The organism is Brevundimonas intermedia, from assembly GCF_004614235.1.
In the GTDB taxonomy this organism is placed as follows: domain Bacteria; phylum Pseudomonadota; class Alphaproteobacteria; order Caulobacterales; family Caulobacteraceae; genus Brevundimonas; species Brevundimonas intermedia_A.
In genome coordinates, this window is sequence record NZ_SPVH01000001.1 from 174,375 (window position 1) to 198,699 (window position 24,325).

Sequence of the window (24,325 nt, forward strand, 5' to 3'; positions counted from 1 at the left end):
CTCAGCGCTTGTTCAGCGCCACGAGGAAGACCTCGGCGCTATTCTTGCGGCTCGATTCCGGCTTGACGTATTTCACCGTCTCGAACTCTTCGCGCAGCCGCGCCAGAACCCCGCCGGCGTCGCCGCCCTGAAAGTTCTTGGACACGAAGTTTCCGCCCGGCTTCAGGGTGCGTATGGCGAAGTCGGCGGCGATCTCGATCAGGGCGATGATCTTCAGGTGGTCCGTCTGGCGGTGGCCGACCGTGTTGTGCGCCATGTCCGACAGCACCAGGTCCGGCGCCCCGCCGATGGCGTCGATCAGCTGCTGGTCCACCCCCGGATGGGTGAAGTCGGCCTGCAACAGCGTAGAGCCCGGAATCGGCTCGATCATCAGCAGGTCCACGCCCGCCACCGCGCCCGCCCCGCGATTGACCGCCACCTGGATCCAGCCGCCGGGCGCCGCGCCCAGGTCGATGACCTTAGAGCCACGCTTGATCAGCCGGAACTTGTCGTCGATCTCGATCAGCTTGAAGGCCGCGCGCGAACGCCAACCTTCGGCCCGCGCCTTCTCCGACCATTTGTCGGCAAGTTGCCGTTTGATCCATTGCTGGCTCGACATGGACTTGGTGTCGGCCGTCTTCATCTTGGTGCCCATGCCGCGTCCGGCGGCGGTGCCGCCCGTGGGCGGTTTGACCATGCGGCGGCGTTCTTGGGGCTTTTCGTCTTCACTCATCGTTCCCACATAGCCCCGACCGGCGTTGCGGGCTATGTCCCGCCTCAAATCAACCCCCAAGAGGACGACCGAAATGGCCGAAACCCTGACCTTCACCCTGGACACCGGCGACGGCGAAGCCCGCGACGTGGTCATCAAGCTGCGCTCCGACCTGGCCCCCGGCCACGTCGAACGCATCACCGAACTGGCCTCGGAAGGCTTTTATGACGGCGTCGTCTTCCACCGCGTGATCGCCGGCTTCATGGCCCAGGGCGGCGATCCCACCGGCACCGGCACCTCGGGCTCCAAGAAGCCGAACCTGAAGGCCGAGTTCTCGGCCGAGCCGCACAAGCGCGGCGTCTGCTCGATGGCCCGCACGTCCGATCCCAACAGCGCCAACTCGCAGTTCTTCATCTGCCTGGACGACGCCACCTTCCTGGACCGCCAGTACACCGTCTGGGGCGAAGTCGAATCCGGCATGGAACACGTCGACGCCCTGCCCAAGGGCGAGCCGCCGCGCGCCCCCGGCAAGATCGTCAAGGCGACGGTCAACTAAAGCGAAATCGGCAGAGTTAGACTTCGTCCAACTCGGATTAGATTTCGCGCAACAAGAATGTGCGCAATCTTGACGTTTCCCGGCGATGGCTTTCAGTTGCGAGACTGAGCCATCGTCGGGGGACGACATCCTTGCGTATTCTTCTGGTCATCGAGCCGTCCGGCGGCGGCTCGGGGCGTCACGTGGTCGATCTGGCCCGCGCCCTGATCCAGAGCGGCCATCAGGTTTCCCTGATCTATTCGCCGCGACGCGCCGAGGCCTGGTTTCATACCGAGGTCGCCGCCCTCTCTCTGCACGCCCTCGAACGCCTGCCGATGCGGCGAGGCGTCGGTCCGTGGGACATCGCCTGTCTTCACGCGCTCAATCGCCTGATCGCGCGTCTCGGCCCGTTCGAGATCGTGCACGGCCATAGCGCCAAGGCCGGCGCCCTGGTTCGCCTGGCCCACGCCCCCGGCGCCGCCCGCATCTACACCCCCCACGCCCTGCCGATGATGGGGCCGCCCAGTCTGTCGAAGACCGCCGCCGGCATCGCGGAGTTCCTGTTGGTGCAAGCGGGCGGCGCCGCCGTCATCGCGGTCTCCGACGAGGAAGCCGCCGTCGCGCGCCGCTGGGGCCTGCCTTCACATCGCCTCCACGTCGTCCCCAACGGCCTTGCCGCCCTGCCGTCCACAGATCGTCAGGCGGCCCGACGGGCGCTGAACCTCCCCGCCGACGCCCTCGCGGTCGGCTTCGTCGGTCGGCTTTGCGAGCAGAAGGATCCCGTCCGCTTCGCCCAGGCCATACGTCGGGCCAACGCCGCCGACCCGCGCGTCGTCGGCGTCCTGATCGGCGACGGCGACCTGGCCCCGGCGGTCGAGGCTGCGGGCGGCCGGGCCGTGCGGCTGATGGGCGGCCGCGACGCCCGATCCCTGATGGCGGGCTTCGACCTGTTCGTCATGACCAGCCGCTATGAGGCCGGCGCCTACGCCATGATCGAGGCCGCCGCCCTGGGCCTGCCGATCGTGACCACCGACGTCGGCGGCGTCGCCTGCCTGATCCAGGCCGGCGCCCGCATCGACCGCCTGCCCCAGGACGCCGCGCCGGACCCCCTGGCCCAGGAGATGCTCGCTGCACTGCAAAGCCGCGTCGTCCCCTTGCCCGTCGCAGGGACCGCTCTGTGTGCGTCGCGCATGGCCGAACAGACGGTCCAGATCTACCGCGACGCCTTCGCCCTTCGGCGCCTGGGTGGCTGAGCCCCTCTTCATCAACGGCCGCTTCCTGACCCAACCCATGAGCGGGGTGCAACGCTATGCCCGCGAGATCGTCCGCGCCCTGGACAGACGTCCCGACGCCGCCGACCGCTACGTCCTGCTCACGCCCGTCGGCGCCGACGATCTTCAGCTCACGACCCTCCCCGTCCAGACCGTGCCGAGCGGACGCGACCACCTGTGGGAACAGACCGCCCTGGCCTGGGCCGCGCGCCACGGCCGCCTGTTGTCGCTGGGCGGCTCAGGTCCCGTTCTGCATCCCCGGCAGATCGTCGTCATCCATGACGCCGCCGTCTTCCGCCATCCCGAACATTTCCGCCGGGGCTACGCCGCCTTCCACCGCATCCTCGGCCGACTGCTGGCGCGCCAGGCTCGACTGGCGACCGTGTCCGAGTTCTCCCGCCGAGAGCTGGCGACGGCGCTGAACCTGCCGCCCGCCGACATCACGGCGGCCCCGAACAGCGCCGACCATCTTCGCAACATCATGCCAGACCCCGCTGCCATCGAGAGGTTCGACCTGACGGGCCGCCCCTATTTCGTGGCCCTCGGCAATCTGACGCCGAACAAGAATCTGGCCGTCGCAATCCGCGCCCTCGCCCGCCTTGCCGACCCGACCGTTCGCCTGGTCCTGATCGGCGCACGTGCGCCTAAAATCTTCGATCAACCGACCATCCAGACCGACCCGCGTCTCATCTTCGCCGGCCGGCGTTCCGACGTCGAGATCGCGGCCCTGCTCCGCGGCGCGCGCGGCCTCATATTTCCCAGCCTCTACGAAGGCTTCGGCATCCCCCCGCTGGAAGCCTTCGTCCATGGTTGCCCGGTCATCGCCTCGGACATCGCCGCGACGCGAGAGGTCTGCGCCGACGCCGCCCTCTATTTCGCCCCCCACGACGACGCGACCCTGGCCGGTCATATGACCCGCCTGCTGACCGCGACAGACCCAGCCCGCCGCGAGGCCGGTTTGCGACGCGCCGCGCTCTATTCCTGGTCCCGCTCGGCCGAAATCCTAGACGACCTTCTGACCAGCACCTGGCGATAGATCGCCCTGTGGGCGTCGATGATGGAGGTTTCGGTCCACGTCGGCGCGCCGCTTCCGGCGAACCGCCAACGCTCCGGCTCCGCTAGCACCTTGCCCATGGCCCGCGCCAGCGCGTCTTCGTCCCCCGGCTCCACGAGGGTCGCCGCTCCCGCCCCGCTCGCCGCCTCGGGCAGACCGCCGATGCGTGACGCAATCACGCCCCGCCCCTGCTGCACCGCCTCGACCACGACCCGCCCGAACGGCTCGGCCCAGACGGCCGGCGCGACCAGCACATCGACGGCAGGCCAGAAGTCCGCCGCCTCCACCTGCCCCAGCCAGACGATGCGCGGATCGGCATAGGCCCGCCTCAACCCCTCCACATAAGACGCCTCGCCCCGCCCTGCGATCCTCAGCCGCCAGTCGCCCTCCAGCCCCGTCGCCGCGCGCAACAGGACTTCGATCCCCTTTTCCGGCTCGACCCGCCCCATGAAGCCGAACGTCACGACCGGATCGTCCGCCAGCGACGACCGAGCCGCAACCACCGCCTCCGACGCCGCATTGCCGATCACCGACGCCGCCGCGTCCCGAAAATATCCGGCGGCCTGATGCGTCTCCAGCACCGGCCGGCTCAGTGCGATCACATGATTTACCGCCTGCGCACGAGCCCGCTTGCCCGACGTCAGCACCGCGCACGATCCGCACCGTTGCTCGCAGCGCCGTTCGCGCCAAAACATCGACGCCCGCGCGCACATCATCGACCAGTCCCTCAGCGTCTGCACCAGCGGCAGGTCTCGTCGCGCCGCCGCCCGATAGACCGACAGCGAAAACCCCGTCGTCAGATGCAGATGGATCAGGTCGGGCCGCACCCGCTCCACGACCCGATCGACCGCCCCATCCATCCACGGATTGGCGGCCTCCAGCCCATGCCACATGGCGCGCCGAACCGGCGACCGACGCTCGCCGTCATAGGGCCAATAGAGATTTTTCAACGGCAGGCGATGCACCGAAACGCCCCCGACCACCGCCTCGACCGTCTCCCGTCCGGACTGAAGCGTAAGCACCGACACATCGGTCCCCGCCCCCACCAGCCCCTGCGCCAACTGCGCTACGCTGCGTTCCGCGCCCCCGACCTGGGCCGGCGGATACAGGGTGTTGACGATCAGCACCCTCACGGCGCCACCGGCCTTCGCCACGCCAGCGCCGCGACCAGACACGACAGGAAGACGAACCCCGCCCCCTGCGTCAGGTCCTCGCTGAACACCGTCGCCAGCAGATAGACCGACAGCGGCGTCAGGGAGTCCAGCCGCGCCGCCGACCACAGATGCAGCCCCAGCATGACCAGGGCCGCGATCACTCCCACCGTCCGCGCCATGAACAGATAGCCGTTGTGACTGACCGACAGCGCCCGAAACGGCCCCATCTCGTCCGCCGACGACCAGCCCGCGCCCATCGGCCGTTCGACAACCAGATCGACCGTCCGCCGCCAGGTCAGCATCCGCCCCGCCAGATTGTCCTCAAGCGTCGCCCGGTTGAACCGCCCTGCAAACCGCCCGCTATCGATATCGAAACGCCCGGTCTGCAGCGCCGACAACCCAGCCGCCAGCACGCACACCACCAGCACCACCCCCAGCGGCCTGATCCGCTCACGCCACCGCCATCCCACGACGATGCGAGCCAGCCCCGCCAGAACCGCCGCCCCCATCCCGCCTCTCGACAGGGTGCTGAAGAAGCCAAGGACAGCCAGACCGGTCCCGCCCCACGTCGTCGCCCGCACCGCCCAGCGACGACCCGCCAGGATCACCCCCGACGGAACCGCCAGGCCGATCATCGCCATCGCCGCGTTCGGATGCTCGGCCAGGGTCGTGAGCCGGACCTGAGCAGCGGTCGTGGTCAGCAATGCGCGCGCCGAGGCCAAGCCCACATCCTGCAACCGCTCCAACCCGACCAGCAGCGCCAGGCCATAGGTCGCCAGATGACAGGCCGCGCCGATCAGGATCGCTGCAAAGAACAGCCGCCGCCGTCGCTCGTCCCTGACGATCAAACTCGCCGCCGCCGGTGCGACCAGGGCCGCGACGATCCACCGAAACCAGAACGCCCCGTCCCCGGCGTTCAGCCGCTCGCCGACCCGCGACGCTTGCAGCAACAGAGTGATCGTCAGAAACGCGGCCGCGACCGGACCGGCCGCCTTCAGAACCGGCGTCATCCGCCGCCATTCCATCACCGCCAACGGCAGGGCGACGGCCAGCTCCAAATCCCCCAGCCGCGGCCCGCTGACATGACCCGGAGCCAGAAAGATCGGCAGCGTCACGCCCAGCCCCAACAGAACCAGCGCCGTCTGCTGGTAAGCCGCGCCCACCTGTGACCACCTTGGCGTCGCCCCTCGTCGATCGCTCACGACGGCGTGCAATGCTCGACCTTCGGATCGAACCGCGCCCCGTCCACGACCCCCGCCATCAGCACCCCGGCCTTGCGCCAGCGCCCGCGCAACGCCAACCGGCCGGCGATCCGCAAACGCGACGCGACATAGCGCAAAGCCGAGCCCCGCCCCTCATGCCGCCGCTTGGCCAGGATGACGTTGCGGGTCAGATAGCGATGCAGCCGCTCGCGCCCCGGATCGGCCTCGGTCTCGATGGTCAGATGCCCCGGCGCGGCGCGCACATGCACCACGCGACTGGCGGCGACCAGATAACCCGGCCCTTCCCGGGACAGGCGCAACGTATATTCCGTATCGTCGCCCCAGATGAACATGGGCGCCAGCGGCAGGCCGTGCCGCGTCACCGCCGCGCGGCTGACCAGCACCGACACGAAGGTCGCCTGGCGCACCGGGATCAACCCCTGCTCCAGCCGCTCGCCCCAGTTGGGATAGCCAAGCACATTCCGCCGTCGGTCGATCTCCGGCGTATTGGTAAGATGCCCCTGCGGCGAGCGCACGCTGGAACACAGAAAGGCCGGCGTCACGTCCTCGTCGTCCAGCATCGTCTCGGCGCGCAACAGCGCCTCCAGCGCATCGGGTGCGGCCAGCACGTCGTCGTCCATCAGCCAGACCTGGTCGGCCCCGGCTTCGATCGCCGCACGGACCCCGGCGTTGAACCCGCCGGCCCCGCCGGTATTGACCGGCATCCGGACCACCAGCGCCTTGCCGGCCCAGGCGTCGGCCAGCATCTCGGCCGTGCCGTCGTCGCTGGCGTTGTCGACCACCACCACCCCGTCGCACGGACGCGTCTGGGCGATCAGGTGCGCCAGACAGCGTTCCAGCAACGCGCGCCGGTTCCACGTCACCACGACGGCCCATACCGAACCCGTCACGCCGCCATCCTGGCCACAGCCGGCGCCAGCGATTTCTCGACCAAGCTCAGCGCACGACCCACCGCCTGGTCCATGTTATAATACTGAAAGTCCGCCAGCCGCCCGGCGAACCAGACCTTGCCCGCCAGCGTCGCCGCCATCGCCCGGTACTGCGCCGCCAACCCGCGAGAGGCCTCTGACAGGACCGGATAATAGGGCGCGTTCACCCCCATCTCGTGCGCGACCGGATATTCGGTCACGGTCGCCGTCGTCGCGCCCCGCTCGCCGGTCAGATGGCGAAAGTCGGTGATGCGGGTGAAGTCAAATTCGTTGGGATAGTTGACGGTCCCGACCGGCAGGCCGTGCTCCACATCGACGATCTGATGTTCGAACCGCACGCTGCGATAGGGCAAGGCCCCCGCCGACCGTCCGAAATAGTCGTCCAGCGCGCCGCAATAGACCATGCGGTCCCACGTCTGCGCCCCGACCTGATCCATGCCGGTGTTCAGCGACACATGAATGTTGGGGTGATCCAGCAGCCGGTCGAACAGGGCCCCATACCCTTCGCGCGGCATGGCCTGATAACGATCAACAAAGTATCGGTCGTCCCGACTGATCGCGACCGGCACGCGCGCCAGGACCGACGCGTCCAGTGCGTCGGCGGCCACGCCCCACTGTTTGGCGGTGTAGTTCGCGAACAGCTTGTCGAACACATAGTCCGCCAGGAACCTCAGGTCCGCATCGTCCGTCGCCTGTCTCAGGTCATGGATGCTGGGCCGCGCGCCGAAACCGAACCTCTGCACCAGCGTGTCCGACAGCCGTTCCGCCATCCGTTCGGGAAACAGCAGCCGTATCGAGTCCAGATTGAACGGCACCGGCACCAGCCGCCCGTCCACATGCCCCCGAACCCGATGGAAATAGGGCCGCCACGCCGTGAACTGGCCCAGATAGTCGAAGATACGCGCGCTGTTGGTGTGAAACACATGCGGCCCATAGGGATGGATCAGCCGCCCGCCCTCGTCGCGCCGGTCATGGGCATTGCCGCCGACATGATCGCGCCGGTCGATCAGCAGCACCGTCTGATCCAGCCCGCGCGCCAGCCGCTCGGCGACCGCCGCCCCGGTGAAGCCCGCCCCGACGATCAGCCAGTCATACCGCCTGGACATCACGCCTCCCGCGGGTCTGAAACAACGCGCCCCAATGCGCCTTCAGACCGAACAGACAGGCGAGCACCACCGCCGTCTCACCAACGATCCGCGCCCACGCCATGCCTGCCGCCCCGAACTGCGGCGCCAGCAGAACCGCCGGTCCCAATGTCGCCACGCATCCCACCCCCACGATCACGGCGAACCGCCGATCCATCCTCAGCGGCGTCATCAGTTGAAGCCCCAGCACCTGGCTGATCGCCACCAGCGGCAGAACCCAGACCAGCAACCTCAGCACCTCGACCGCCGGCGCGAACCCCTGTCCGAAAAGCAGCCGCACCAGGATCGGCGCCGCCAGCGTCAGACCCGCCGCCGAGACAATGAACCCCGCTGCCGACAGCCCCAACACCCACCGCGCCGTGCGAAAGGCCGCCCCCGCATCCTCGACCAGCAGACCGGCGATCCGGGGCGCGATCAGTCCGGCCAGCGGCCGCATCAACGATCCCGACGCCGAAACCAGCCGGTCCGCCACGCCGTAAAGCGCCGCCTGTACAGGCCCGGCCAGGGCCGCGACCATCAGAACCCCCGCTCCCGTATAGGCGACGACTGCCGCACGGCTGGCGAACAGAGGCGCGCCCTCGACCAGCGCCCGCCGCATGAACCCGCGCCCCGGCGCCGTCACCCCATGACGTCGAAACAGCAGCAATGCGCTTGCGGCTGCCCCGGCCCAGACGCCCGCCGCCTGAACCGCCATCACCCCGCCGACGGACAAGGATGGCCACGCCAGCACTGCGACCGTCGCCGCCAGGGCGAACCCGACCTCCAGCATCGCCGCCGGCGCCGGATCGCGAATCCCCTGAAAGAACCACAACAGACTGGCGCCCTGGCCTACGCCCAACAGGATCGCCATCGCCACGGCGAAGCCCGCGCCATCCAGAACGGGATTGATCATCGCCAGACCGACGCCGCCGACGACGGCCGGCGCCGCCAGCACGCCGCGCATCGCCAGCGCCTGACCGACGATGACGCCCCGCCCCTCGATCGTCCCGGCGATGTCGCGCGGACCCGAGATCGAAAGCCCGTAATCGACCACCACCGCCACGATCAGCGCCAGCGCGATCCCCGCCGCATAGACCCCGAACCCGTCCAGCCCCAGCCGTCGGGTCAGGACTGGATAGAGCAACAGCGGCGAGATATACCGGGCGACATGGGCGCCATACAGCCAGCCGGCGTCGGCCACGCCCCGCGCAGACAGCAATCGGTGACCGCCTTCTCCCAACTGCCGCCCCCGCGCTCAACTCAGGGGTGATGTTTAGACACGCATAACCATGTTCGCAAGCGTGGCGTCGGACACCCTCTTCAGCCGAAACGGCCCTCGGCCCAGCGCGCGGCGAAATAGCCGCCCGTCGCCGACACCATGGTCAAGGTCGTGCCCCAGATCAGGTCGATGATCGTCAGCTTGGTCTGCCAGACCGCCAGCGTCGCCTGATTGGTCAGGTCGTAGGTGGCGTAGGCGACGAAGCCCAGGACCGCCCCGTTAATCGCCGCCCGCGTCCAGTTCCCTTCCTTCAGGGCCGGAGCGATGGCCAGGAAGACCGTTCCCGCGATGGAGATCAGATAGAAGGCCACCGCCGCCTTCATGTCCGGCTTGTCCGCCATGATCGGCCCCAGCACGGGCTTGTAGAGCCGGTCGGTCATGGTCGTCAGCCAGACGAAGTCGATGGCGGCGAACGTCAGGCCCGCCCCGAGGTATGCCGCGACATATTTGATCATGCTCGTATCCTCAGTTGGGTTTCAGGCGGCCGGTTTCAGTCGATAGTGACTGACCGCCCAGGTGCGGCCCTCGTCGTTGCCGAACAGACCGGCGGTCGCCAGGTAGAAACGCCGCCAGCGCCGGGTCCACAGTCTGGCGTCGTCGCCATAGGTCTCGCGCATCAACACCGCGACCCGCTCGGCGTTGCGGTCCATGTTCGCCAGCCAGTCGTTCGCGGTTTTGGCGTAGTGACCGCCGTTCCAGGTCCATTCTTGCTCGACCGCGAACAGGTCGGGGAACTGACGGATCAAACCATGGCTGGGCATCACCCCGCCCGTGAAGAAGTGCTGGGCGATGAAGTCGCCGCTGTCGGTGTGGTCGAACCGATAGGGGGCGTCGCGGTGTGTGAAGACGTGGATGAACATCCGCCCGTCGTCCTTCAGCCAGCCCCTCGCCTTGGTCAGCAGGGCGCGCCAGTTGGCCATATGCTCGAACATCTCCACCGAGACGATGCGGTCGAACCGTTGCTCGGTCTCGAAGGCGTTCATATCGCGCGTGATGACCGTCAGGTTGGTCAGGCCCCGCTGCGCCGCCTGAGCCTCGATATGGCCGCGCTGCCCATGGCTGTTCGACACCGCCGTGATTTTCGAGTTTGGATATTTCTCGGCCATCCAAAGCGATAGCGAACCCCAGCCGCAGCCCATCTCCAGGATCGTCTGCCCGTCCATCAGCTCGGCATGGGCGCAGGTCTCGGCCAGCGCCGCCTCCTCCGCCTGGTCCAGCGTCTCGCGCCCGGTGGGATAAAGGCAGCAGGAGTATTTCAGCCGCCTGCCCAGACACAGCTGGAAGAACTCGGGCGGCAGTTCGTAATGCTGCTGGTTCGCCGCATCGGTGTGTTCGGCGATGGCGCGCTGGGCCATCTCGTGCGCGAACGCCGCCTCGTCGTGGGGTCCGTCGCGATCGAGCCGCTTGCGCGCCTCCGTCACCAGGCTGTCAATCGCCGGACGAGTCACGAAATCCGGAAACGGCGCGTCCTGAAGCTGGCGAATGGCGACATTGGTCAGATTCATAAAGACGTCCTTGGCGATCGGGCGGAGCTTGCAGGTGTCATGGAATACGCCGCCCCGCCTTCGGCGGATGCATCCGCCCTTGAACGACGCGCCGACGATGCCGACATCAGGTCCGAGCCTGCACGATTTCAGACGAAGTGCACACTTTGCACCCTGTTTTTTCGGCGCCACGACGGGGGATTTTGGACGAAGTGCACAGATTGCACCCTGTTTGTCGCAGCCGACCGTCTGAAATCGCCGCGTCGGATCGACGCCGCGTCTTGCCCCCTGCCTGTCCCCGCGTTAGGCGTGGTCAAAGCGCCGATATTCATCAGGCAATGAAAAAGGGAGAGCGATGGGAAAGATCTACGCTGACGTCACGTCCACGCTGGAGGGGCTGACCTTCGACGGCATGACGGTCATGTCCGGGGGCTTTGGCTTGTGCGGCATTCCCGAGAACCTGATCGCCGCTCTGCGCGACAGCGGCGTCAAGGGGCTGACAGTCATTTCCAACAACGCCGGGGTCGATGGTTTCGGTCTGGGCCAGCTGCTCGGCACCCGCCAGATCGCCAAGATGATCTCGTCCTACGTCGGCGAGAACAAGGAGTTCGAACGCCAGTATCTGGCCGGCGAACTGGAGCTTGAGTTCAATCCCCAGGGCACCCTGGCCGAGCGCATCCGCGCCGGCGGCGCCGGCATCCCCGCCTTCTTCACCGCCACCGGCGTCGGCACCCTGGTCGCCGAGGGCAAGGAGGTCCGCAACTTCGACGGCCGCGACTACGTCATGGAGACCGGCCTGATCGCCGACCTCTCCATCATCAAGGCGTGGAAGGCCGACGAGCGCGGCAACCTGGTCTTCCGCAAGACCGCCCGCAACTTCAACCCGATGATGGCTACGGCCGGCAAGGTCACGGTCGTCGAGGTCGAGGAGATCGTCCCCGTCGGCTCGCTCGACCCCGACCACATCCACACGCCGGGCATCTACGTCGACCGCCTGGTCCAGACCGTGTCCGAGAAGCGCATCGAACAGCGGACAGTGCGCACGCGCGAGGTCGCGTGACACCGCCTGCCAATCCCGCACTTTGGCTTGCAGGCGCGGGCAGCATCGCGGCCGGTGTGGCGCATCTGGCCTGTATCGTTGGCGGGCCGGGCTGGTATCGGTTCTTTGGGGCCGGCGAAGGCATGGCGCGTGCTGTCGAGCAGGGGCGCTGGCAACCGCACGTCATGACGGCAGGTATCGCCATCGTGCTGTTTGGCTGGGCCTATTTCGCCTTCGCCGCAGCGGGCCAGGCGCCCCGTCCGCCTTTGCTACGCATCGGCCTGATCGCCATAACCCTGGTTCTGTTGCTGCGTGCCGCTGCGGCCTTTGTGCCTGGTGTCTGGAGGGCGGAGCACAGCCCGACCTTCATCACCGTCTCGTCTCTAATCGTCTTGGTGCTGGGCCTGGCGTTCCTGATCGGAACGATCAAGGCCTGGCCCACACTGTCCATGAGGACCTGATTATGCCCCGCACCCGCGAACAACTCGCTGAACGCGCCGCCCAGGAGCTGCAGGACGGCTTCTATGTGAACCTGGGCATCGGCATCCCGACCCTGGTCGCCAACTACATCCCGGCCGGCATGACCGTGACCCTGCAGTCCGAGAACGGCATGCTGGGCATGGGCCCCTTCCCCTATGAGGGCGACGAGGATCCCGACCTGATCAATGCCGGCAAACAGACGATCACCGAGATCCCGGAATCGTCCTACTTCAGCAGCGCCGACAGCTTCGCCATGATCCGCGGCGGCCATATCAATCTGTCGATCCTGGGCGCGATGGAAGTGGCCCAGAACGGCGACATCGCCAACTGGATGATCCCCGGCAAGCTGGTGAAGGGCATGGGCGGGGCCATGGACCTGGTCGCGGGCGTCAAGCGCGTGGTCGTGGTCATGGAACACGCCAACAAGCACGGCCAGTCCAAGGTGCTGAAAGCCTGCACCCTGCCCCTGACAGGCACGGGCGTGGTCAGCCGCATCATCACCGACCTAGCGACCTTCGACGTCAAGCCGGACGGCGCGGGCCTTGAGCTGGTCGAACTGGCCGACGGCGTCACCCTGGACGAGGTCGCCGCCAAGACCGAGGCCGCCTACACCGTATCAGACCGCCTCGAAGCAGTCTGAAGCGATGTCCGTCTCCGTGATCATCCTGCTGATCGGTCAACTGATGACCACGGAGGCGGAAGTCGTCGATGAGGGGCGCAGCATCGGTCGCATGAGCGCAGCTCTGCAGGTCTGCGCGGACATCGGATACGACACGCGTCCCGACCGGGCGTCCGAGATCGAGCACGATTCCTTGGGGCGCGCCATCAAGGCCGGCTGGCATTGGGGCCAGTGGCGTATGGCCTTTGACGACGGCGTCGAACGCGAGCAGGCCGATCTCGACCTGACCTCCGAGCGCGATCTTCCCCGCGACGAGATGGAAATCCGCCTTCCCCAGGCATTGGTTCGCGTGAAAGCCCGATGTCGCGACCTTGCAAAACGCCATCCTGGCGTGATCGAGAACCTGGATGAAGGCGACCGCCGAGCGGAGGCGCAGGTCGCCGGCTGGCTGCGATAGGCTTTACGCCTTCCCTTCCAGTGCGGTCCAGGATTCGAGCTGGCGATAGGCGCGACCGACGAGGGCCATGGTCAGCGGAAACTGAACGCCTGCCAGCACGACCGCAAAGACGACCCATCCCGCCTGTCCCGATAGCAGCCCGACGCCCCACAACAGCACCAGCGCGATCTTGGGCGCTGCGGTCACGACCAAGCCGACCAGCAAGGGCCAGAAGGCGCCGCGCGCGATGCTCATGCTTTGCAGCGACACCATATGCCCGCGTCCCACCGTCGCCGGTGCGAACAGCGACAGCCGAACCGTAAAGGCGACGATGGCGAACAGGGCGAAGACCGTCACCAGCGCCAGCAGGGCCAGCTTCCAGACCGGACCGACCGCGCTCCACTGACGCAGTTCGATGGCCTGGGCGTTCAGTTCGGCCATGCCGAAGAGGGCCAGCAGCGCCAGGGCGACCACCGACAGGATCATGGCCAGGAAGACCGCACACAGCAGGCCCGCGCCCAGCAGGCGCAGCTCCGGCCGGCCGAACTGAAGACCCGCCGGCCCTAGGCCCAGCCGCCGCGCCTGCAGCAAGTCCTCCGTGATGGCGATCCGGCCGAGCGCCCCGGCCAGCACCAGCGTCACGACCAGACCGAACGGCGCCCAGATCAGGCTCGCCGCGCCCGCCGCCAGCGGCTGGATGCTCCAGACCACGGAGGCGGCGAGGATCGCGCCCCAGGCCCCGCGCCACAGGCGAGGCAGGGCATGGACCGTCGCCCGCAACGTCTCGCCCAGTCGCAGAACCCGATGCCCGTCCAAATCTCGCCCCCGATTACCGGCGGCGGATATAGCAGGGGACCATGACACCGCGCCACCCGCCCGCTAGAAGGCCGCGATGACCGCTTCTTCCCCCTCCCCCATTCACGTCATCGGCGGCGGCCTGGCCGGCTCCGAGGCCGCATGGCAGATCGCCAACGCCGGCGTCCCCGTCATCCTGCACGAGATGCGCGGCGTGCCCGGCGTCAAGACCGACGCCCACCACACCGATGGCTTGGCCGAGTTGGTCTGCTCCAACTCGTTCCGCTCGGACGACTGGGAGCACAACGCCGTAGGCCTGCTGCATGCCGAGATGCGCGCCCTCGATTCGATCATCATGGCCTGCGGCGACATCAATCAGGTGCCGGCGGGCGGCGCCCTGGCCGTGGACCGCGACGCCTTCTCCCAGGCCGTGACCGCAAAGCTGTCGGCCCATCCCCTGATCATCATCGTCCGCGAAGAGATCGCCGGCCTGCCGCCGGAAGATTGGGACAACGTCATCGTCGCCACCGGCCCGCTGACCTCCCCGGCCCTGGCCGAGGCCATCCTGAAGGCGACCGGCGAGGAGAGCCTCAGCTTCTTCGACGCCATCGCCCCCATCGTCCACGCCGACTCGATCGACTTCGACATCGCCTGGCGTCAGTCGCGCTATGACAAGGAAGGCCCCGGCGGCGACGCCGCCGCCTACGTCAACTGCCCGATGGACAAGGACCAGTACAGCGCCTTCATCGACGCCCTGATCGGCGGGCCCAAGGCCGAGTTCAAGGAGTGGGAGAACGTCCCCTATTTCGACGGTTGCCTGCCCATCGAGGTCATGGCCGAACGGGGTCGCGAAACCCTACGTCACGGCCCGATGAAGCCCGTCGGCCTGACCAACCCGCGCGATCCGCTGGTCAAGGCCTACGCCATCGTCCAGCTGCGCCAGGACAACGCCTTGGGCACCCTGTTCAACATGGTGGGCTTCCAGACCAAGCTGAAGCATGGCGCGCAGGCCGAGACCTTCCGCATGATCCCCGGCCTGCAGAACGCCCAGTTCGCCCGTCTGGGCGGCCTGCACCGCAACACCTATCTGAACAGCCCGCACCTGCTGGACCGTCAGCTGCGCCTCAAGGCCATGCCGCGCCTGCGTTTCGCCGGTCAGGTGACGGGGGTCGAGGGCTATGTCGAGAGCGCCGCCATGGGCCTTTTGACCGGCCGCCTCGCCGCCGCGCAAGCTCTGGGCCGCGACCTGTCGCCCCCGCCGCCCGAGACCGCCATGGGCGCCCTGGTCGAGCACATCACCGGCGGGCATCTGGAAGGCTCCAAGTTCCAGCCGATGAACATCAACTACGGCCTGCTGCCCCCGCTTGAGGCGCCCAAGATGGACGAGGCCGGCGTCAAGATCCCGCTCAAGGAACGCGGCCGGGCCAAGAAGCGCCTGATGAGCATCCGGGCGATGGAAAGCCTGAAGGCTTGGCGCGACGCGGGCTGACCTCGCAGGCCGGGTCGCTCAACGCAGCTTGGGCAGGCCCGGCCGGAACCCCAGCGTCATCACGCCCAGTAGGATCACGCCGCCGCCCATCAGCACCCAGGCCTGGGTCAGGTCGGCCATGTGATCGCGCAGCAGACCGGCGCCCAGCGGCGACAGGCTGGCGATGATGTAGCCGCCGCCTTGAACGAAGGCGAGCAGGTCGCCCGACCGCGCGGGATCGTCGATCTGATCCATCGCCAGGATCAGGCTCAGCGGGAAGACGGCGCCGATCCCCAGGCCGAGGACCAGCACCACCGGCGCCGCCAGGCTGACCGGCGCGACCACCAGTCCCGCCAGACCGATCAGGGCCAGGACCAGCGCCGTCAGGATCGGCCCGCGCCGATCCGGGAACCGTCCGATGGTCATCGACACCAGCAGGCCCGCCATGACCTCGGCGCCGGTCATGCCGCTGAGCAGATAGCCCGCCGTCGCCCTCGGCTGGCCCAGATCGATGTAGAAGGGCGGCAGCCAGGCCAGCACCAGCGTATAGGCCGACGTGCCCAGCCCCATGATCAGGATCAGACGCCAGGCCCGGCCCTGACGCCAGAAGGGACGCTCCGGGTCCGTCGCCTCGACCACGGCGGTGCGGTTCGGCTCCTCGGCCGCCGGATCGCGTGACGCTGCCAGCCAGATGATCGCGGCCGCAAAGGCCGGCACGCTCCACAGCGCCAGGGTTCCTGCCCAACCGACCGCCTCGGCCAGGCCCGCCGCCGTCGCGGCCGCGATGGCCGCGCCGCCCATGATGCCGGTGGTGTAGAGCGCCATGACCGTGCCGAACCGGGTTGGAAAGGCCCGTTTGATGACGACCGGCGCCAGGGCCTGGATCAGGGCCACGCCGACCCCGACGACCGCCGCACTGGCGATCAGGCCCGCCGTATCGCTCAGCACCGCCCGAACCAGGCAGGCCCCGCCGATCAGCAGCGCGCCCAGCAAGACCCCGCGCCGCTCGCCCAGTCGCCGACGCAACGGCCGGATCGACAGGGCGCCCAGACCGATCATCAGAACCGGCAGGGTGGTCAGCAGGCTGGCCGCGGTCGAACCCATGCCCGTCGCGCCTTCGATCAGGTCCAGCAGCGGCCCGACCGCCGCCATCGCCGGACGCAGGTTCAGCGCCAGGGCGACGATGACCGCCAGCAACAGTAGCGACGCGCCACGCGTCGGCGCGGCGTCAGGTCGTGCGGTCATGTTGAGGACTCCCACTGAAAATCGCGCTAGTCTCTCGACCTCAAGTATCTCGATGTCAAGATAACCATGCCCGACAGAGCCTCTCGCGCCGCCGCCCAATGGGCCATCCAACGTCCCGACCTCGACATGCTGCCGATGGAGGTGCTGGGCCGCCTCAACGAGGCGTCGCAGCTGCTGATCCGCGAGCGTCAGACGCCGCTGTTCGCGCGCTATGGCTTGCAGCATGGCGAGTTCGACGTGCTGGCGACGCTGCGTCGCTCTAGCGAGCGAGACGGGCTGACCCCGACGGCGCTGTTCGAGGCGGCGATGATGTCATCCGGCGGCATGACCGCCCGCATCGACCGGCTGGAAAAGGCGGGTTTGGTCGAGCGCCGCCCGCACCCGAGCGACCGCCGGGCCACGCTGGTTCGCCTGACCGACAAGGGGTTCGACCTGATCGATTCGATCATGCCCAGCCATCAGCACACGGCGCGAGAGGCGCTGGCCGGCCTGTCGCCTGAGGAACAGAAGACGCTGAACGCCCTGCTGGCGCGCCTGATCGGCGGCCTGACCGGCTAGGTCAGATCCGGCCGCGCAACACGGCCCACAGCAGGCGCAGCCGCTTCAACGGTTCGGGCCGGTTCGGGTCGGTCAGGGCGGCATGGGCGACGGCGGGGAAGCCGACCGGCGGCAGACGCTTCAGCGCGGTGTTGGCGGCGGATCGCAGGGCCGCCGCCTCTTCCAACCGACCGGTCTGCGCCAGTCCCCAGACACGGCCTGCGTCGGCGACGGCCGTGTCATTGCCCTCGCCTGCCAGGATCAGAACCCCAACCTGCATCGGCCCGACGTAGAAGACGTCCAGGTCGTGCGGCTCTTCGCGCACGCGGCCGATATGGGCCTCGATCAGGGCGTCGAACGGGGCGCGGTTCAGGCCGTGGCGGGCGACGAGATCGGTCAGGGCCTCCAGCACCGGATGGCCCTTGCGCGGCACCCCGGCGAAGACGCCGTCCATCTGTTCCGCCCACCAGGTGTAGCGCATCTCGGCCAGCAGAGGCTGGGTCACGCGCGTGGGGATGGCCATCAGTTCGGCCTCGAAGGCGTACAGCGCGATCAGGTCGGCGCGGGCGCGTTCGTCCGAAACCAGGCGGCTGGACAGCCAGCGGTCGAGGTCGGCGGTGCGGACCTGTTGGTTGAGGGTATCCGCAGCCTCGGTCAAGCTGCGCGCGACACCGCGAAATCGGCGAGGTCTTCCAACGCCGTGCGCCAGTCGCTGGACGGCAGAACCGACAGGGCCGCCTTGGCCTGATCGGCATAGTCGCCGGCCAGGTCCAGCGTGGCACCGATGGCGCCCGAGCCGATGATCAGTTCGCGGGCGCGGGTGAAGTCCTCGGGCGTGCGCTCGCCCTTAGTGACGGTGCGCTCCCAGAAGGCCTCTTCACGGCCCTTGGTGCGGGCGACGGCCAGCAGCAGCGGCAGGGTCGCCTTGCCCTCGTTGAAGTCATCGCCGGCGTTCTTGCCCAGGGCCTCGGCCGTCGCGCCGTAGTCCAGCGCGTCGTCGGCCAGCTGGAAGGCTATGCCCAGGGCCATGCCGTAGTCGCGCAAGGCTTTGGTCGCGGCCGGATCGGCGCCGGCGCCCACCGCGCCGGCCTCGGCGGCGGCGGCGAACAGTTCGGCGGTCTTGGCCGAAATGATCTGCAGATAGGTGGCCTGGTCCAGGTTCAGGTCGTGGGCGCGGGTCAGTTGCAGCACCTCGCCCTCGGAGATCACGCGCGACGCCTCGGCCAGAATGCCCAGGGCGCGCATCGAATCGGTCTCGACCATCAACTCGAAAGCGCGGGCGAACAGGAAGTCGCCAACCAAAACGCTGGTCGGCGCGCCCCAGATCAGGTGGGCGGCGACCTTGCCGCGACGCAGCTCGGACGCATCGACGATGTCGTCGTGCAGCAGGGTGGCGGTGTGGATGAACTCGACCGCAGCGGCCAGCTTCAGCGGCGCGTCGATGTCGCCCTGGGCGCCTACAGCGCGGGCGGCGGCGACGGTCATCAGCGGACGCAGGCGCTTGCCGCCCGCCGACACCAGATGCTCGGCCAGCTTGGGGATGATCGGCACGTCCGACTGCATCCGATCCAGGATCAGGGCGTCCACGGCGGCCATGTCGACCTCAGCCAGCCGGACAAGGGCGTTGACGTCCCCCTTCGGGCGGGGAGCGGCGGCGATGGCGACGTCCAAACGGATACTCTTTCACTGGCGCGGCGAACCGCGTCGAAGGATTTTGCGGCCGGGCCGGCTTGCCCCCGCGAGTTGCGGCGCACAATGATGTTCGACCCCTTGAGGGTCAAGGAGATTGAGGCTTGGACGCGGTCGAAACCCTGCCGACGGAAATCGTCGAGAACGGCCTGTTGAACGGCCGGGTGCGCCTGCGTCAACCCGCGCGCGGCTATCGCGCCGGAATGGATGCGGCCCTGCTGGCGGCGGCGGTTCCTGCGGAAGCGGGCCAGAGCGTGATCGAGGCGGGATGCGGCGCGGGCGCGGTTCTGATGCAAATCGCGGCGCGGCGGCCGCCGGGGGTCGTGCTGACGGGGCTGGAGCGCGATCCGGCGATGGCGGCGCTGGCGGTGGAGAACGCGGCGCTGAACGGGGTCGCCGCGACCACTGCGATTCGACAGGGCGACGTGGCGGCGGGATTCAGGGCGTTGGGGGTCGAACCTGGCGACTGGGCCGTGTCCAATCCGCCCTTCTTCGACGACGCAGGGGCTTTGCGCGCGCCGGCCGAGGGCAAGCGAGGGGCCTGGATGGCCGACGACGGGCTGAAGGCCTGGACTGACTTCCTGCTGAAGGCGGTGAAGGAAGGCGGGCGGATCGTGGTCGTCCACCGGGCGGACCGGCTGGCTGACCTGTTGGCGCTGTTGGGAGAAAAGGCCGGTTCCTTCGCCATACGGCCCGTCCACGCTTTCGCGGACGAGCCGGCCAAACGTGTGCTGGTCCACGCCATCAAGACCGGGCGGGCGCCGCTGCGACTGCTGCCTGCGCTGGTGCTGCACGACCGCGATGGCGCCAAGCACACGGATCAGGCCGAGGCCATCCTGCGCGGCGAGGCGGCGCTGGACTGGTGATCCGGCGCGGCGTTCGGGTGGTCAATCGCCGCCGGAACGCCTAAATGCCGCCTCCTGACGAAAACGAGCGCGCTCCGTGTCAACCGACGACCTTCCGCATGATCTGCCCCGAGATCTCGAAGACGGCCTTATCGCCGTCGGCGAGGCCGCGCGCGATCTGCGCGAGCCGTGGTGGATTTTCGGCGGCGCGGCCATGGCCCTGTATGGTCTGACAGACCTGCATGTGCCCGACATCGACGTTCTGTGTGCGCCGCGCGACGCGCGCACGCTGCTGGCGGAACTGGGCGGCGAGGTGATCGCAGATCCGGGTGAAGGCCTGTTCCGCTCGGCCGTCTTCGGTCGTGCGCCTGACCAGCCGATCCTGGTCGAGGTCATGGCCGATCTGGAGACCCGCGACGGCGCCGACTGGACCCAGGTCGCCTTCGGTTCACGCCGCCTCGTCTTCGTCGAGGATACGCCCCTGTTCGTGCCCGACATCCGGGACCATATCGCCCTGTACCGCCTGTTCGGCCGCCCCAAGGATCTGGCGCGGGTCGAACAGCTTGAACGACTGATCGCCTGATGCCCTTCCCCTTCGAGATTTCCGCCACCGAAGGCCGCGCCCGCACCGGCGTGCTGAAGACCGCACGCGGCGACATCCGCACCCCCGCCTTCATGCCCGTGGGCACGGCCGCCACGGTCAAGGCCATGACGGTGGACCAGGTCAAGGCGACCGGCGCCGACATCATCCTGGGCAATACCTATCACCTGATGCTACGCCCCGGCCCCGAGCGGATGGAGCGGCTGGGCGGCCTCCACAAATTCATGGGCTGGGACAAGCCGATCCTGACCGACAGCGGCGGCTTCCAGGTCATGTCCCTGGCCGGGATTTCGAAGGTGAAGGAAGAGGCCGTGACCTTCTCCTCCCACATCGACGGCTCAAAACACGTCCTGACGCCCGAACGCTCGATCGAGATCCAGGCCGACCGGATCGGCGCCGACATCTCGATGCAACTGGACCAGTGCGTCTCCTGGCCGGCCGAGCGGGACGCGGCGCAAAAGGCGATGGAGCTGTCGATCCGCTGGGGCGCCCGGTCCAAGGCCCGGTTCGGCGAGCGCGAGCATCAGGCCCTGTTCGGCATCCAGCAGGGTTCGACGTTCGAAGACCTGCGTCGCCAGTCGTCGGATCAGTTGCAAGAGATCGGCTTCGACGGCTACGCCATCGGCGGCTTGGCCGTCGGCGAAGGCCACCAGGCCATGTGTGAGGTGCTGGACTATGCGCCCGAGATGCTGCCCGCCGACCGCCCCCGCTATCTGATGGGGGTGGGCAAGCCGATCGATCTGGTCGAGGCCGTCTGGCGCGGCGTGGACATGTTCGACTGCGTCCTGCCGACCCGCGCCGGCCGCCACGGCCAGGCCTGGACCTGGGACGGCCCGCTGAACCTGAAGAACGCCCGCTTCGCCGAAGACCAGAATCCGTTGGACCCCGCCATCGACGGGCCGTCGTCGCAGTATTCAAAGGCCTATCTGCACCACCTGATCCGCGCCGACGAAATCCTCGGCAAGGTCCTGCTCAGCTGGCACAATATCGCCTTCTACCAGGCCCTGACGGCCGCCATGCGCGCCGCGATTTCGGAAGGCCGGTTCGAACAGTTCCGCCGCGACTTCCACGCTCGCCACACGTCGAACTGATCATGCGTATCGAGAAGTCCGGCTTCCACGCCTACAACACCTATCTGGAAGAGCCGCCCCGCGATGCGGGGAACGAAACGGCCCTGCACCGCCACGTCATCATCATCGGCGGCGACAAATATTCGTTCTTCGCCCACTGGTCCGGCAAGTTCGCGCACAAGGGCGAGCGCATCTCCTTCGACTGGGACTGGGACCGGACCGGCGAGTTCCGCAACATCGACAAAGCGTCCTTCGAGGCCTTCGCCAAGGACGGCACGGTCCAGATCAGGGGCGACCGTAGAGACCGGCGGCGAACCTCCAGCCGTTAAATTTCGTCGGTGAAGCCGATGATCATGCCGTCCATAAAGCCGCCGATCGCGTCTCCCAAAAGAATCTGTATCGCGTAAGCCACAAACAGGATGACGGCGATCTGCTGGAAACCGGACGGCTTGGTGCGGGACATGGCTTAACTCCAGGACGCAACACGTTCGCCGCGATGGATCAGGCTGTCAACGCTGCGACCGCACCGTGGGCCTGAACCAGCTGGGGGCCGCCGGCGGGGCGCAGTTTCTCTGCATCCCCATGCCCTTCAGGAAGGCGCGGCGCATCCGGCCCGACTGGATGGCGGACTGGACGTGTTTGCTGTGCTGCTCGGCGCCGCTCAGGCGGCGTATCCAGCTTCGGCCGGGAATGAAATCGGTCGCCGTGCCGCGAATGGCGTCCAGCGCCGCCTTGGCCGCCGCATCGGCGGCGCGTTCGCTCAGAAACGAGCCGTCCTGACGCGGCGGCTCGTCGGTGTCCGGTCCCAGCGCCTCGTTCAGCCGCGCCACCTCGGCGCCGATGGTGGTGCACTGGTTCAGGTTGCGCAGATCGTAGGGGTTGGCTTGCGCCTGCAACAGCACCGTCGGGATGATCTGGCGGCGCAGGTTGAAATCTTCCAGCGGCGCGGTCGCCGCCGCCGCAAACCCGGCCCCGACCTGCTCGGCGCCGCCCATGGCGGAGCGTCCGGCGTTGCAACCCGTCAGCGCGAGCGAAAGGAGGGCGGGCAGGAAGAAACGCTTCATGGGCCGGGCTTAGATCATGCCGCGTTCTTCAATCAAAGCGTGGCCGCAGAACTGCCAGACAGCAAAAAGCCCGCCGAAGCGGGCTTTAAATGGTACGCCCTCTCGGGCTCGAACCGAGGACCCTCTGATTAAAAGTCAGATGCTCTAACCAACTGAGCTAAGGGCGCACCGCGCGACGTCCGGGCTGGCCGAACCGTCGAAGGGCGCCTTCTGTTGTAATCCGGCCTTCCGGTCAAGTCCCGGTCTGCTACTCATGTGGCATGCAACCGTTAAATGGCGTCCGCATCATCGAATTCGACGGCCTGGGGCCGGTCACCTTCGCCGGCATGATGCTGGCGGACCTGGGGGCGGAGGTGGTGCGGCTGACGCGCGACGCCTCGGCGGGACCAGCCGTGTTCGACGAAGTAGGCGGGGCGGTGCTGCATCGGGGGCGGGCCTTCGTGCCAGTCGATCTGAAGTCGGCTGACCACCGTGAGCGCATTTTGACACTGATCGATGGCGCGGACGCGGTGATCGAGGGGTTCAGGCCCGGCGTCATGGAGCGGCTGGGCTATGGGCCAGAGGTGTTGCAGGCCCGGAAGCCCGCGCTGGTGTTCGGGCGAGTGACGGGCTGGGGTCAGACGGGGCCGCTGGCGAACGCCGTGGGGCATGACCTGAACTACATCGGCCTGTCGGGCGTGCTGCACGCCATGGGCGAGGCGGATCGTCCGCCCTCCCCGCCGCTGAACCTGGTGGGCGACTATGGCGGGGGGGCCATGCTGCTGGTCGTGGGCGTGCTGGCGGCGCTTGTGGAAGCGAGGACTACCGGGCGGGGTCGGGTGGTCGATGCGGCCATGACCGACGGCGCGGCCCTGCTGGGCGGACTGTTCCAGGCCCTGCGCGGTCAGGGGATGTGGAGCGAGCGGCGCGGGGCCAATCTGCTGGACGGGGGGGCGCCCTTCTATCGGTGCTACGCCTGTCGCGACGGCGGGTTCGTGGCGGTGGCGGCGCTGGGGCCCCGTTTTTATTCCGCCCTGCTCGCGGGGCTGGGGATCGACCCGGCCGAAGCGGTTCAGTACGACATCGCCGCCTGGCCCGCGTTTCAGGCGCGGCTCGCCGCCCTGTTCGCGAGCCGGGACCGTGACGACTGGAGCGCCCATTTCGCCGGGACCGAGGCCTGCGTCACGCCGATCCTCAGCCTGGGCGAGGCACCCAAACATCCGCACAATCAGGCCAGGGGGACATTCCACGACGGCCTGCCGCGACCCGCGCCCCTGTTCGACGGCAAGGCGGCGGAGCCCGGTCCAAAGACTGCGCTGACGCTGGACCAGATGGTCACAAAATGGTCCCATCGCGCGGGATGACCAGCGCAGTTTTCAACGCTAAGGGAACGGCTTAGCGCGGCAGGCGTTGCATGGACGAAGACCCGGGGACTTTCATGACACGCTCGACTTTCGTTCTGGCCGCCGCCGTATTGAGCGTGTTTGCGCTCTCCGCCTGCGACGACCGTCCGTCGAGGAATGACGACGATTACGTCGAAGCGCCGGTCGAGGCTGCTCCCCCGCCGATCAAGGAAGAAACGCCGCCGCCTGCGCCCGAGGTGCAGGACCCGACCCCCACGCCCCCGCCGTCCAGCAGCCTTCCGCCTGATGAACGCACGTCGGAACAGACGGTCCAACCCGAGAGCGAGACCCTGTTCTACTAACGAGCAGGT

General features: G+C 68.0%; 29 protein-coding genes and 1 tRNA gene. 15 read left to right on the forward strand and 15 right to left on the reverse strand.

Annotated elements, in window-relative coordinates; translation table 11 throughout:
* Position 1 precedes the first annotated feature (1 nt).
* On the reverse strand, positions 2-712 hold the full coding sequence (locus EGY25_RS00785; protein WP_135193158.1) for an RlmE family RNA methyltransferase: 711 nt from the start codon (positions 710-712) through the stop codon (positions 2-4).
* A gap of 73 nt (positions 713-785) precedes the next feature.
* Between EGY25_RS00785 and EGY25_RS00790 the strand changes: the two genes are divergently transcribed.
* From EGY25_RS00790 to EGY25_RS00800, 3 genes are all read left to right on the forward strand, one after another.
* A complete protein-coding gene (locus tag EGY25_RS00790; RefSeq protein WP_135193159.1) occupies positions 786-1,247 on the forward strand; it encodes a peptidylprolyl isomerase in 462 nt (153 codons plus the stop codon).
* A 131-nt stretch (positions 1,248-1,378) separates the two neighbouring features.
* Complete coding sequence (locus tag EGY25_RS00795) at positions 1,379-2,479, forward strand: glycosyltransferase family 4 protein (RefSeq protein WP_135193160.1); 1,101 nt, start codon at positions 1,379-1,381, stop codon at positions 2,477-2,479.
* On the forward strand, positions 2,472-3,533 hold the full coding sequence (locus EGY25_RS00800; protein WP_135193161.1) for a glycosyltransferase family 4 protein: 1,062 nt from the start codon (positions 2,472-2,474) through the stop codon (positions 3,531-3,533). Before EGY25_RS00795 ends, EGY25_RS00800 begins: the two co-directional genes overlap by 8 nt.
* Here EGY25_RS00800 and EGY25_RS00805 read toward each other — a convergent pair.
* The 7 genes from EGY25_RS00805 to EGY25_RS00835 form a co-directional block, all read right to left on the reverse strand.
* On the reverse strand, positions 3,473-4,705 hold the full coding sequence (locus EGY25_RS00805) for a glycosyltransferase family 4 protein (protein ID WP_135193162.1): 1,233 nt from the start codon (positions 4,703-4,705) through the stop codon (positions 3,473-3,475). The genes EGY25_RS00800 and EGY25_RS00805 overlap by 61 nt on opposite strands.
* Positions 4,681-5,868: an O-antigen ligase family protein gene (locus EGY25_RS00810; protein WP_135193163.1), complete on the reverse strand. Its 1,188-nt coding sequence runs from the start codon at positions 5,866-5,868 to the stop codon at positions 4,681-4,683. The genes EGY25_RS00805 and EGY25_RS00810 overlap by 25 nt, the downstream gene beginning before the upstream one ends.
* Before the next feature lie 35 nt (positions 5,869-5,903).
* Positions 5,904-6,818 (reverse strand): glycosyltransferase family 2 protein, encoded by a 915-nt coding sequence (locus tag EGY25_RS00815; RefSeq protein ID WP_167762439.1) that lies wholly within the window; start codon positions 6,816-6,818, stop codon positions 5,904-5,906.
* Positions 6,815-7,963 carry a UDP-galactopyranose mutase gene (glf, locus tag EGY25_RS00820; RefSeq protein ID WP_135193165.1) on the reverse strand — a complete coding sequence of 383 codons (1,149 nt, stop codon included), beginning with the start codon at positions 7,961-7,963 and terminating at the stop codon, positions 6,815-6,817. Before glf ends, EGY25_RS00815 begins: the two co-directional genes overlap by 4 nt.
* Complete coding sequence (locus EGY25_RS00825) at positions 7,947-9,200, reverse strand: oligosaccharide flippase family protein (protein ID WP_167762440.1); 1,254 nt, start codon at positions 9,198-9,200, stop codon at positions 7,947-7,949. Before EGY25_RS00825 ends, glf begins: the two co-directional genes overlap by 17 nt.
* A 101-nt stretch (positions 9,201-9,301) precedes the next feature.
* On the reverse strand, positions 9,302-9,715 hold the full coding sequence (locus EGY25_RS00830; RefSeq protein WP_135193167.1) for a DUF2177 family protein: 414 nt from the start codon (positions 9,713-9,715) through the stop codon (positions 9,302-9,304).
* A 21-nt stretch (positions 9,716-9,736) separates the two neighbouring features.
* Positions 9,737-10,765: an SAM-dependent methyltransferase gene (locus EGY25_RS00835; protein ID WP_135193168.1), complete on the reverse strand. Its 1,029-nt coding sequence runs from the start codon at positions 10,763-10,765 to the stop codon at positions 9,737-9,739.
* Between the two features lie 334 nt (positions 10,766-11,099).
* Here EGY25_RS00835 and EGY25_RS00840 point away from each other — a divergent pair, with 334 nt between their 5' ends.
* The 4 genes from EGY25_RS00840 to EGY25_RS00855 are packed head-to-tail and all read left to right on the forward strand — an operon-like array spanning position 11,100 to position 13,339.
* On the forward strand, positions 11,100-11,804 hold the full coding sequence (locus EGY25_RS00840) for a CoA transferase subunit A (protein WP_135193169.1): 705 nt from the start codon (positions 11,100-11,102) through the stop codon (positions 11,802-11,804).
* A complete protein-coding gene (locus tag EGY25_RS00845) occupies positions 11,801-12,244 on the forward strand; it encodes a hypothetical protein (protein ID WP_135193170.1) in 444 nt (147 codons plus the stop codon). Before EGY25_RS00840 ends, EGY25_RS00845 begins: the two co-directional genes overlap by 4 nt.
* A 2-nt stretch (positions 12,245-12,246) precedes the next feature.
* Positions 12,247-12,903 carry a 3-oxoacid CoA-transferase subunit B gene (locus EGY25_RS00850; protein WP_135193171.1) on the forward strand — a complete coding sequence of 219 codons (657 nt, stop codon included), beginning with the start codon at positions 12,247-12,249 and terminating at the stop codon, positions 12,901-12,903.
* Positions 12,904-12,919: 16 nt separating this feature from the next.
* Positions 12,920-13,339, forward strand: a complete 420-nt coding sequence (locus tag EGY25_RS00855; RefSeq protein WP_135193172.1) for a hypothetical protein — start codon at positions 12,920-12,922, stop codon at positions 13,337-13,339.
* Between the two features lie 3 nt (positions 13,340-13,342).
* Here EGY25_RS00855 and EGY25_RS00860 read toward each other — a convergent pair whose 3' ends face one another.
* Positions 13,343-14,134 carry a hypothetical protein gene (locus EGY25_RS00860; protein WP_135193173.1) on the reverse strand — a complete coding sequence of 264 codons (792 nt, stop codon included), beginning with the start codon at positions 14,132-14,134 and terminating at the stop codon, positions 13,343-13,345.
* Positions 14,135-14,210: 76 nt separating this feature from the next.
* Between EGY25_RS00860 and trmFO the strand changes: the two genes are divergently transcribed.
* Positions 14,211-15,602, forward strand: coding sequence for a methylenetetrahydrofolate--tRNA-(uracil(54)-C(5))-methyltransferase (FADH(2)-oxidizing) TrmFO (gene trmFO / locus EGY25_RS00865; RefSeq protein ID WP_135193174.1), 1,392 nt, complete (start codon positions 14,211-14,213; stop codon positions 15,600-15,602).
* A gap of 18 nt (positions 15,603-15,620) precedes the next feature.
* On the opposite strand, the gene EGY25_RS00870 is transcribed toward trmFO, so the two are convergent.
* Complete coding sequence (locus EGY25_RS00870) at positions 15,621-16,826, reverse strand: MFS transporter (RefSeq protein ID WP_135193175.1); 1,206 nt, start codon at positions 16,824-16,826, stop codon at positions 15,621-15,623.
* A gap of 66 nt (positions 16,827-16,892) precedes the next feature.
* On the opposite strand from EGY25_RS00870, the gene EGY25_RS00875 reads away from it, so the two are divergent.
* Positions 16,893-17,384, forward strand: a complete 492-nt coding sequence (locus EGY25_RS00875; RefSeq protein WP_135193176.1) for a MarR family winged helix-turn-helix transcriptional regulator — start codon at positions 16,893-16,895, stop codon at positions 17,382-17,384.
* Between the two features lies 1 nt (position 17,385).
* On the opposite strand, the gene EGY25_RS00880 is transcribed toward EGY25_RS00875, so the two are convergent.
* Both EGY25_RS00880 and EGY25_RS00885 read right to left on the reverse strand, forming a co-directional pair.
* A complete protein-coding gene (locus EGY25_RS00880; RefSeq protein WP_135193177.1) occupies positions 17,386-18,021 on the reverse strand; it encodes a squalene/phytoene synthase family protein in 636 nt (211 codons plus the stop codon).
* Positions 18,018-19,034 carry a polyprenyl synthetase family protein gene (locus tag EGY25_RS00885; RefSeq protein WP_167762441.1) on the reverse strand — a complete coding sequence of 339 codons (1,017 nt, stop codon included), beginning with the start codon at positions 19,032-19,034 and terminating at the stop codon, positions 18,018-18,020. Before EGY25_RS00885 ends, EGY25_RS00880 begins: the two co-directional genes overlap by 4 nt.
* 122 nt (positions 19,035-19,156) lie before the next feature.
* Here EGY25_RS00885 and EGY25_RS00890 point away from each other — a divergent pair, with 122 nt between their 5' ends.
* The 4 genes from EGY25_RS00890 to EGY25_RS00905 all read left to right on the forward strand — a co-directional run bounded on the left by EGY25_RS00890 (position 19,157) and on the right by EGY25_RS00905 (position 21,897).
* Complete coding sequence (locus EGY25_RS00890) at positions 19,157-19,918, forward strand: tRNA1(Val) (adenine(37)-N6)-methyltransferase (protein WP_135193179.1); 762 nt, start codon at positions 19,157-19,159, stop codon at positions 19,916-19,918.
* 76 nt (positions 19,919-19,994) lie between these two features.
* Positions 19,995-20,480, forward strand: coding sequence for a hypothetical protein (locus tag EGY25_RS00895; RefSeq protein WP_245159285.1), 486 nt, complete (start codon positions 19,995-19,997; stop codon positions 20,478-20,480).
* A complete protein-coding gene (gene tgt, locus EGY25_RS00900) occupies positions 20,477-21,589 on the forward strand; it encodes a tRNA guanosine(34) transglycosylase Tgt (protein WP_135193180.1) in 1,113 nt (370 codons plus the stop codon). Before EGY25_RS00895 ends, tgt begins: the two co-directional genes overlap by 4 nt.
* Before the next feature lie 2 nt (positions 21,590-21,591).
* Positions 21,592-21,897 carry a hypothetical protein gene (locus EGY25_RS00905; RefSeq protein WP_135193181.1) on the forward strand — a complete coding sequence of 102 codons (306 nt, stop codon included), beginning with the start codon at positions 21,592-21,594 and terminating at the stop codon, positions 21,895-21,897.
* Here the strand turns inward: EGY25_RS00905 and EGY25_RS16385 are convergent.
* The 3 genes from EGY25_RS16385 to EGY25_RS00915 all read right to left on the reverse strand — a co-directional run bounded on the left by EGY25_RS16385 (position 21,894) and on the right by EGY25_RS00915 (position 22,799).
* Positions 21,894-22,031: a hypothetical protein gene (locus tag EGY25_RS16385; protein ID WP_167762442.1), complete on the reverse strand. Its 138-nt coding sequence runs from the start codon at positions 22,029-22,031 to the stop codon at positions 21,894-21,896. The two genes, EGY25_RS00905 and EGY25_RS16385, sit on opposite strands and share 4 nt — an antisense overlap.
* Positions 22,032-22,077: 46 nt before the next feature.
* A complete protein-coding gene (locus EGY25_RS00910; RefSeq protein ID WP_135193182.1) occupies positions 22,078-22,632 on the reverse strand; it encodes a hypothetical protein in 555 nt (184 codons plus the stop codon).
* Between the two features lie 90 nt (positions 22,633-22,722).
* A tRNA-Lys gene (locus EGY25_RS00915) sits at positions 22,723-22,799 on the reverse strand.
* A gap of 93 nt (positions 22,800-22,892) precedes the next feature.
* On the opposite strand from EGY25_RS00915, the gene EGY25_RS00920 reads away from it, so the two are divergent.
* Both EGY25_RS00920 and EGY25_RS00925 read left to right on the forward strand, forming a co-directional pair.
* Complete coding sequence (locus tag EGY25_RS00920) at positions 22,893-23,975, forward strand: CaiB/BaiF CoA transferase family protein (protein ID WP_135193183.1); 1,083 nt, start codon at positions 22,893-22,895, stop codon at positions 23,973-23,975.
* Positions 23,976-24,049: 74 nt separating this feature from the next.
* Entirely contained in the window at positions 24,050-24,316 is a 267-nt protein-coding gene (locus EGY25_RS00925) for a hypothetical protein (RefSeq protein ID WP_135193184.1), read from the forward strand.
* Positions 24,317-24,325 lie beyond the last annotated feature (9 nt).

Excerpts from the sequence above, each read along its gene's own strand:
- EGY25_RS00785 (WP_135193158.1), bottom strand. The coding sequence starts at position 712 with ATGAGTGAAGACGAAAAGCCCCAAGAACGCCGCCGCATGGTCAAACCG.
- EGY25_RS00790 (WP_135193159.1), top strand. The coding sequence starts at position 786 with ATGGCCGAAACCCTGACCTTCACCCTGGACACCGGCGACGGCGAAGCC.
- glf (WP_135193165.1), bottom strand. The coding sequence starts at position 7,963 with ATGTCCAGGCGGTATGACTGGCTGATCGTCGGGGCGGGCTTCACCGGG.
- EGY25_RS00830 (WP_135193167.1), bottom strand. The coding sequence starts at position 9,715 with ATGATCAAATATGTCGCGGCATACCTCGGGGCGGGCCTGACGTTCGCC.
- EGY25_RS00835 (WP_135193168.1), bottom strand. The coding sequence starts at position 10,765 with ATGAATCTGACCAATGTCGCCATTCGCCAGCTTCAGGACGCGCCGTTT.
- EGY25_RS00840 (WP_135193169.1), top strand. The coding sequence starts at position 11,100 with ATGGGAAAGATCTACGCTGACGTCACGTCCACGCTGGAGGGGCTGACC.
- EGY25_RS00850 (WP_135193171.1), top strand. The coding sequence starts at position 12,247 with ATGCCCCGCACCCGCGAACAACTCGCTGAACGCGCCGCCCAGGAGCTG.
- trmFO (WP_135193174.1), top strand. The coding sequence starts at position 14,211 with ATGACCGCTTCTTCCCCCTCCCCCATTCACGTCATCGGCGGCGGCCTG.
- EGY25_RS00870 (WP_135193175.1), bottom strand. The coding sequence starts at position 16,826 with ATGACCGCACGACCTGACGCCGCGCCGACGCGTGGCGCGTCGCTACTG.
- EGY25_RS00875 (WP_135193176.1), top strand. The coding sequence starts at position 16,893 with ATGCCCGACAGAGCCTCTCGCGCCGCCGCCCAATGGGCCATCCAACGT.
- EGY25_RS00905 (WP_135193181.1), top strand. The coding sequence starts at position 21,592 with ATGCGTATCGAGAAGTCCGGCTTCCACGCCTACAACACCTATCTGGAA.
- EGY25_RS16385 (WP_167762442.1), bottom strand. The coding sequence starts at position 22,031 with ATGTCCCGCACCAAGCCGTCCGGTTTCCAGCAGATCGCCGTCATCCTG.
- EGY25_RS00910 (WP_135193182.1), bottom strand. The coding sequence starts at position 22,632 with ATGAAGCGTTTCTTCCTGCCCGCCCTCCTTTCGCTCGCGCTGACGGGT.
- EGY25_RS00920 (WP_135193183.1), top strand. The coding sequence starts at position 22,893 with ATGCAACCGTTAAATGGCGTCCGCATCATCGAATTCGACGGCCTGGGG.
- EGY25_RS00925 (WP_135193184.1), top strand. The coding sequence starts at position 24,050 with ATGACACGCTCGACTTTCGTTCTGGCCGCCGCCGTATTGAGCGTGTTT.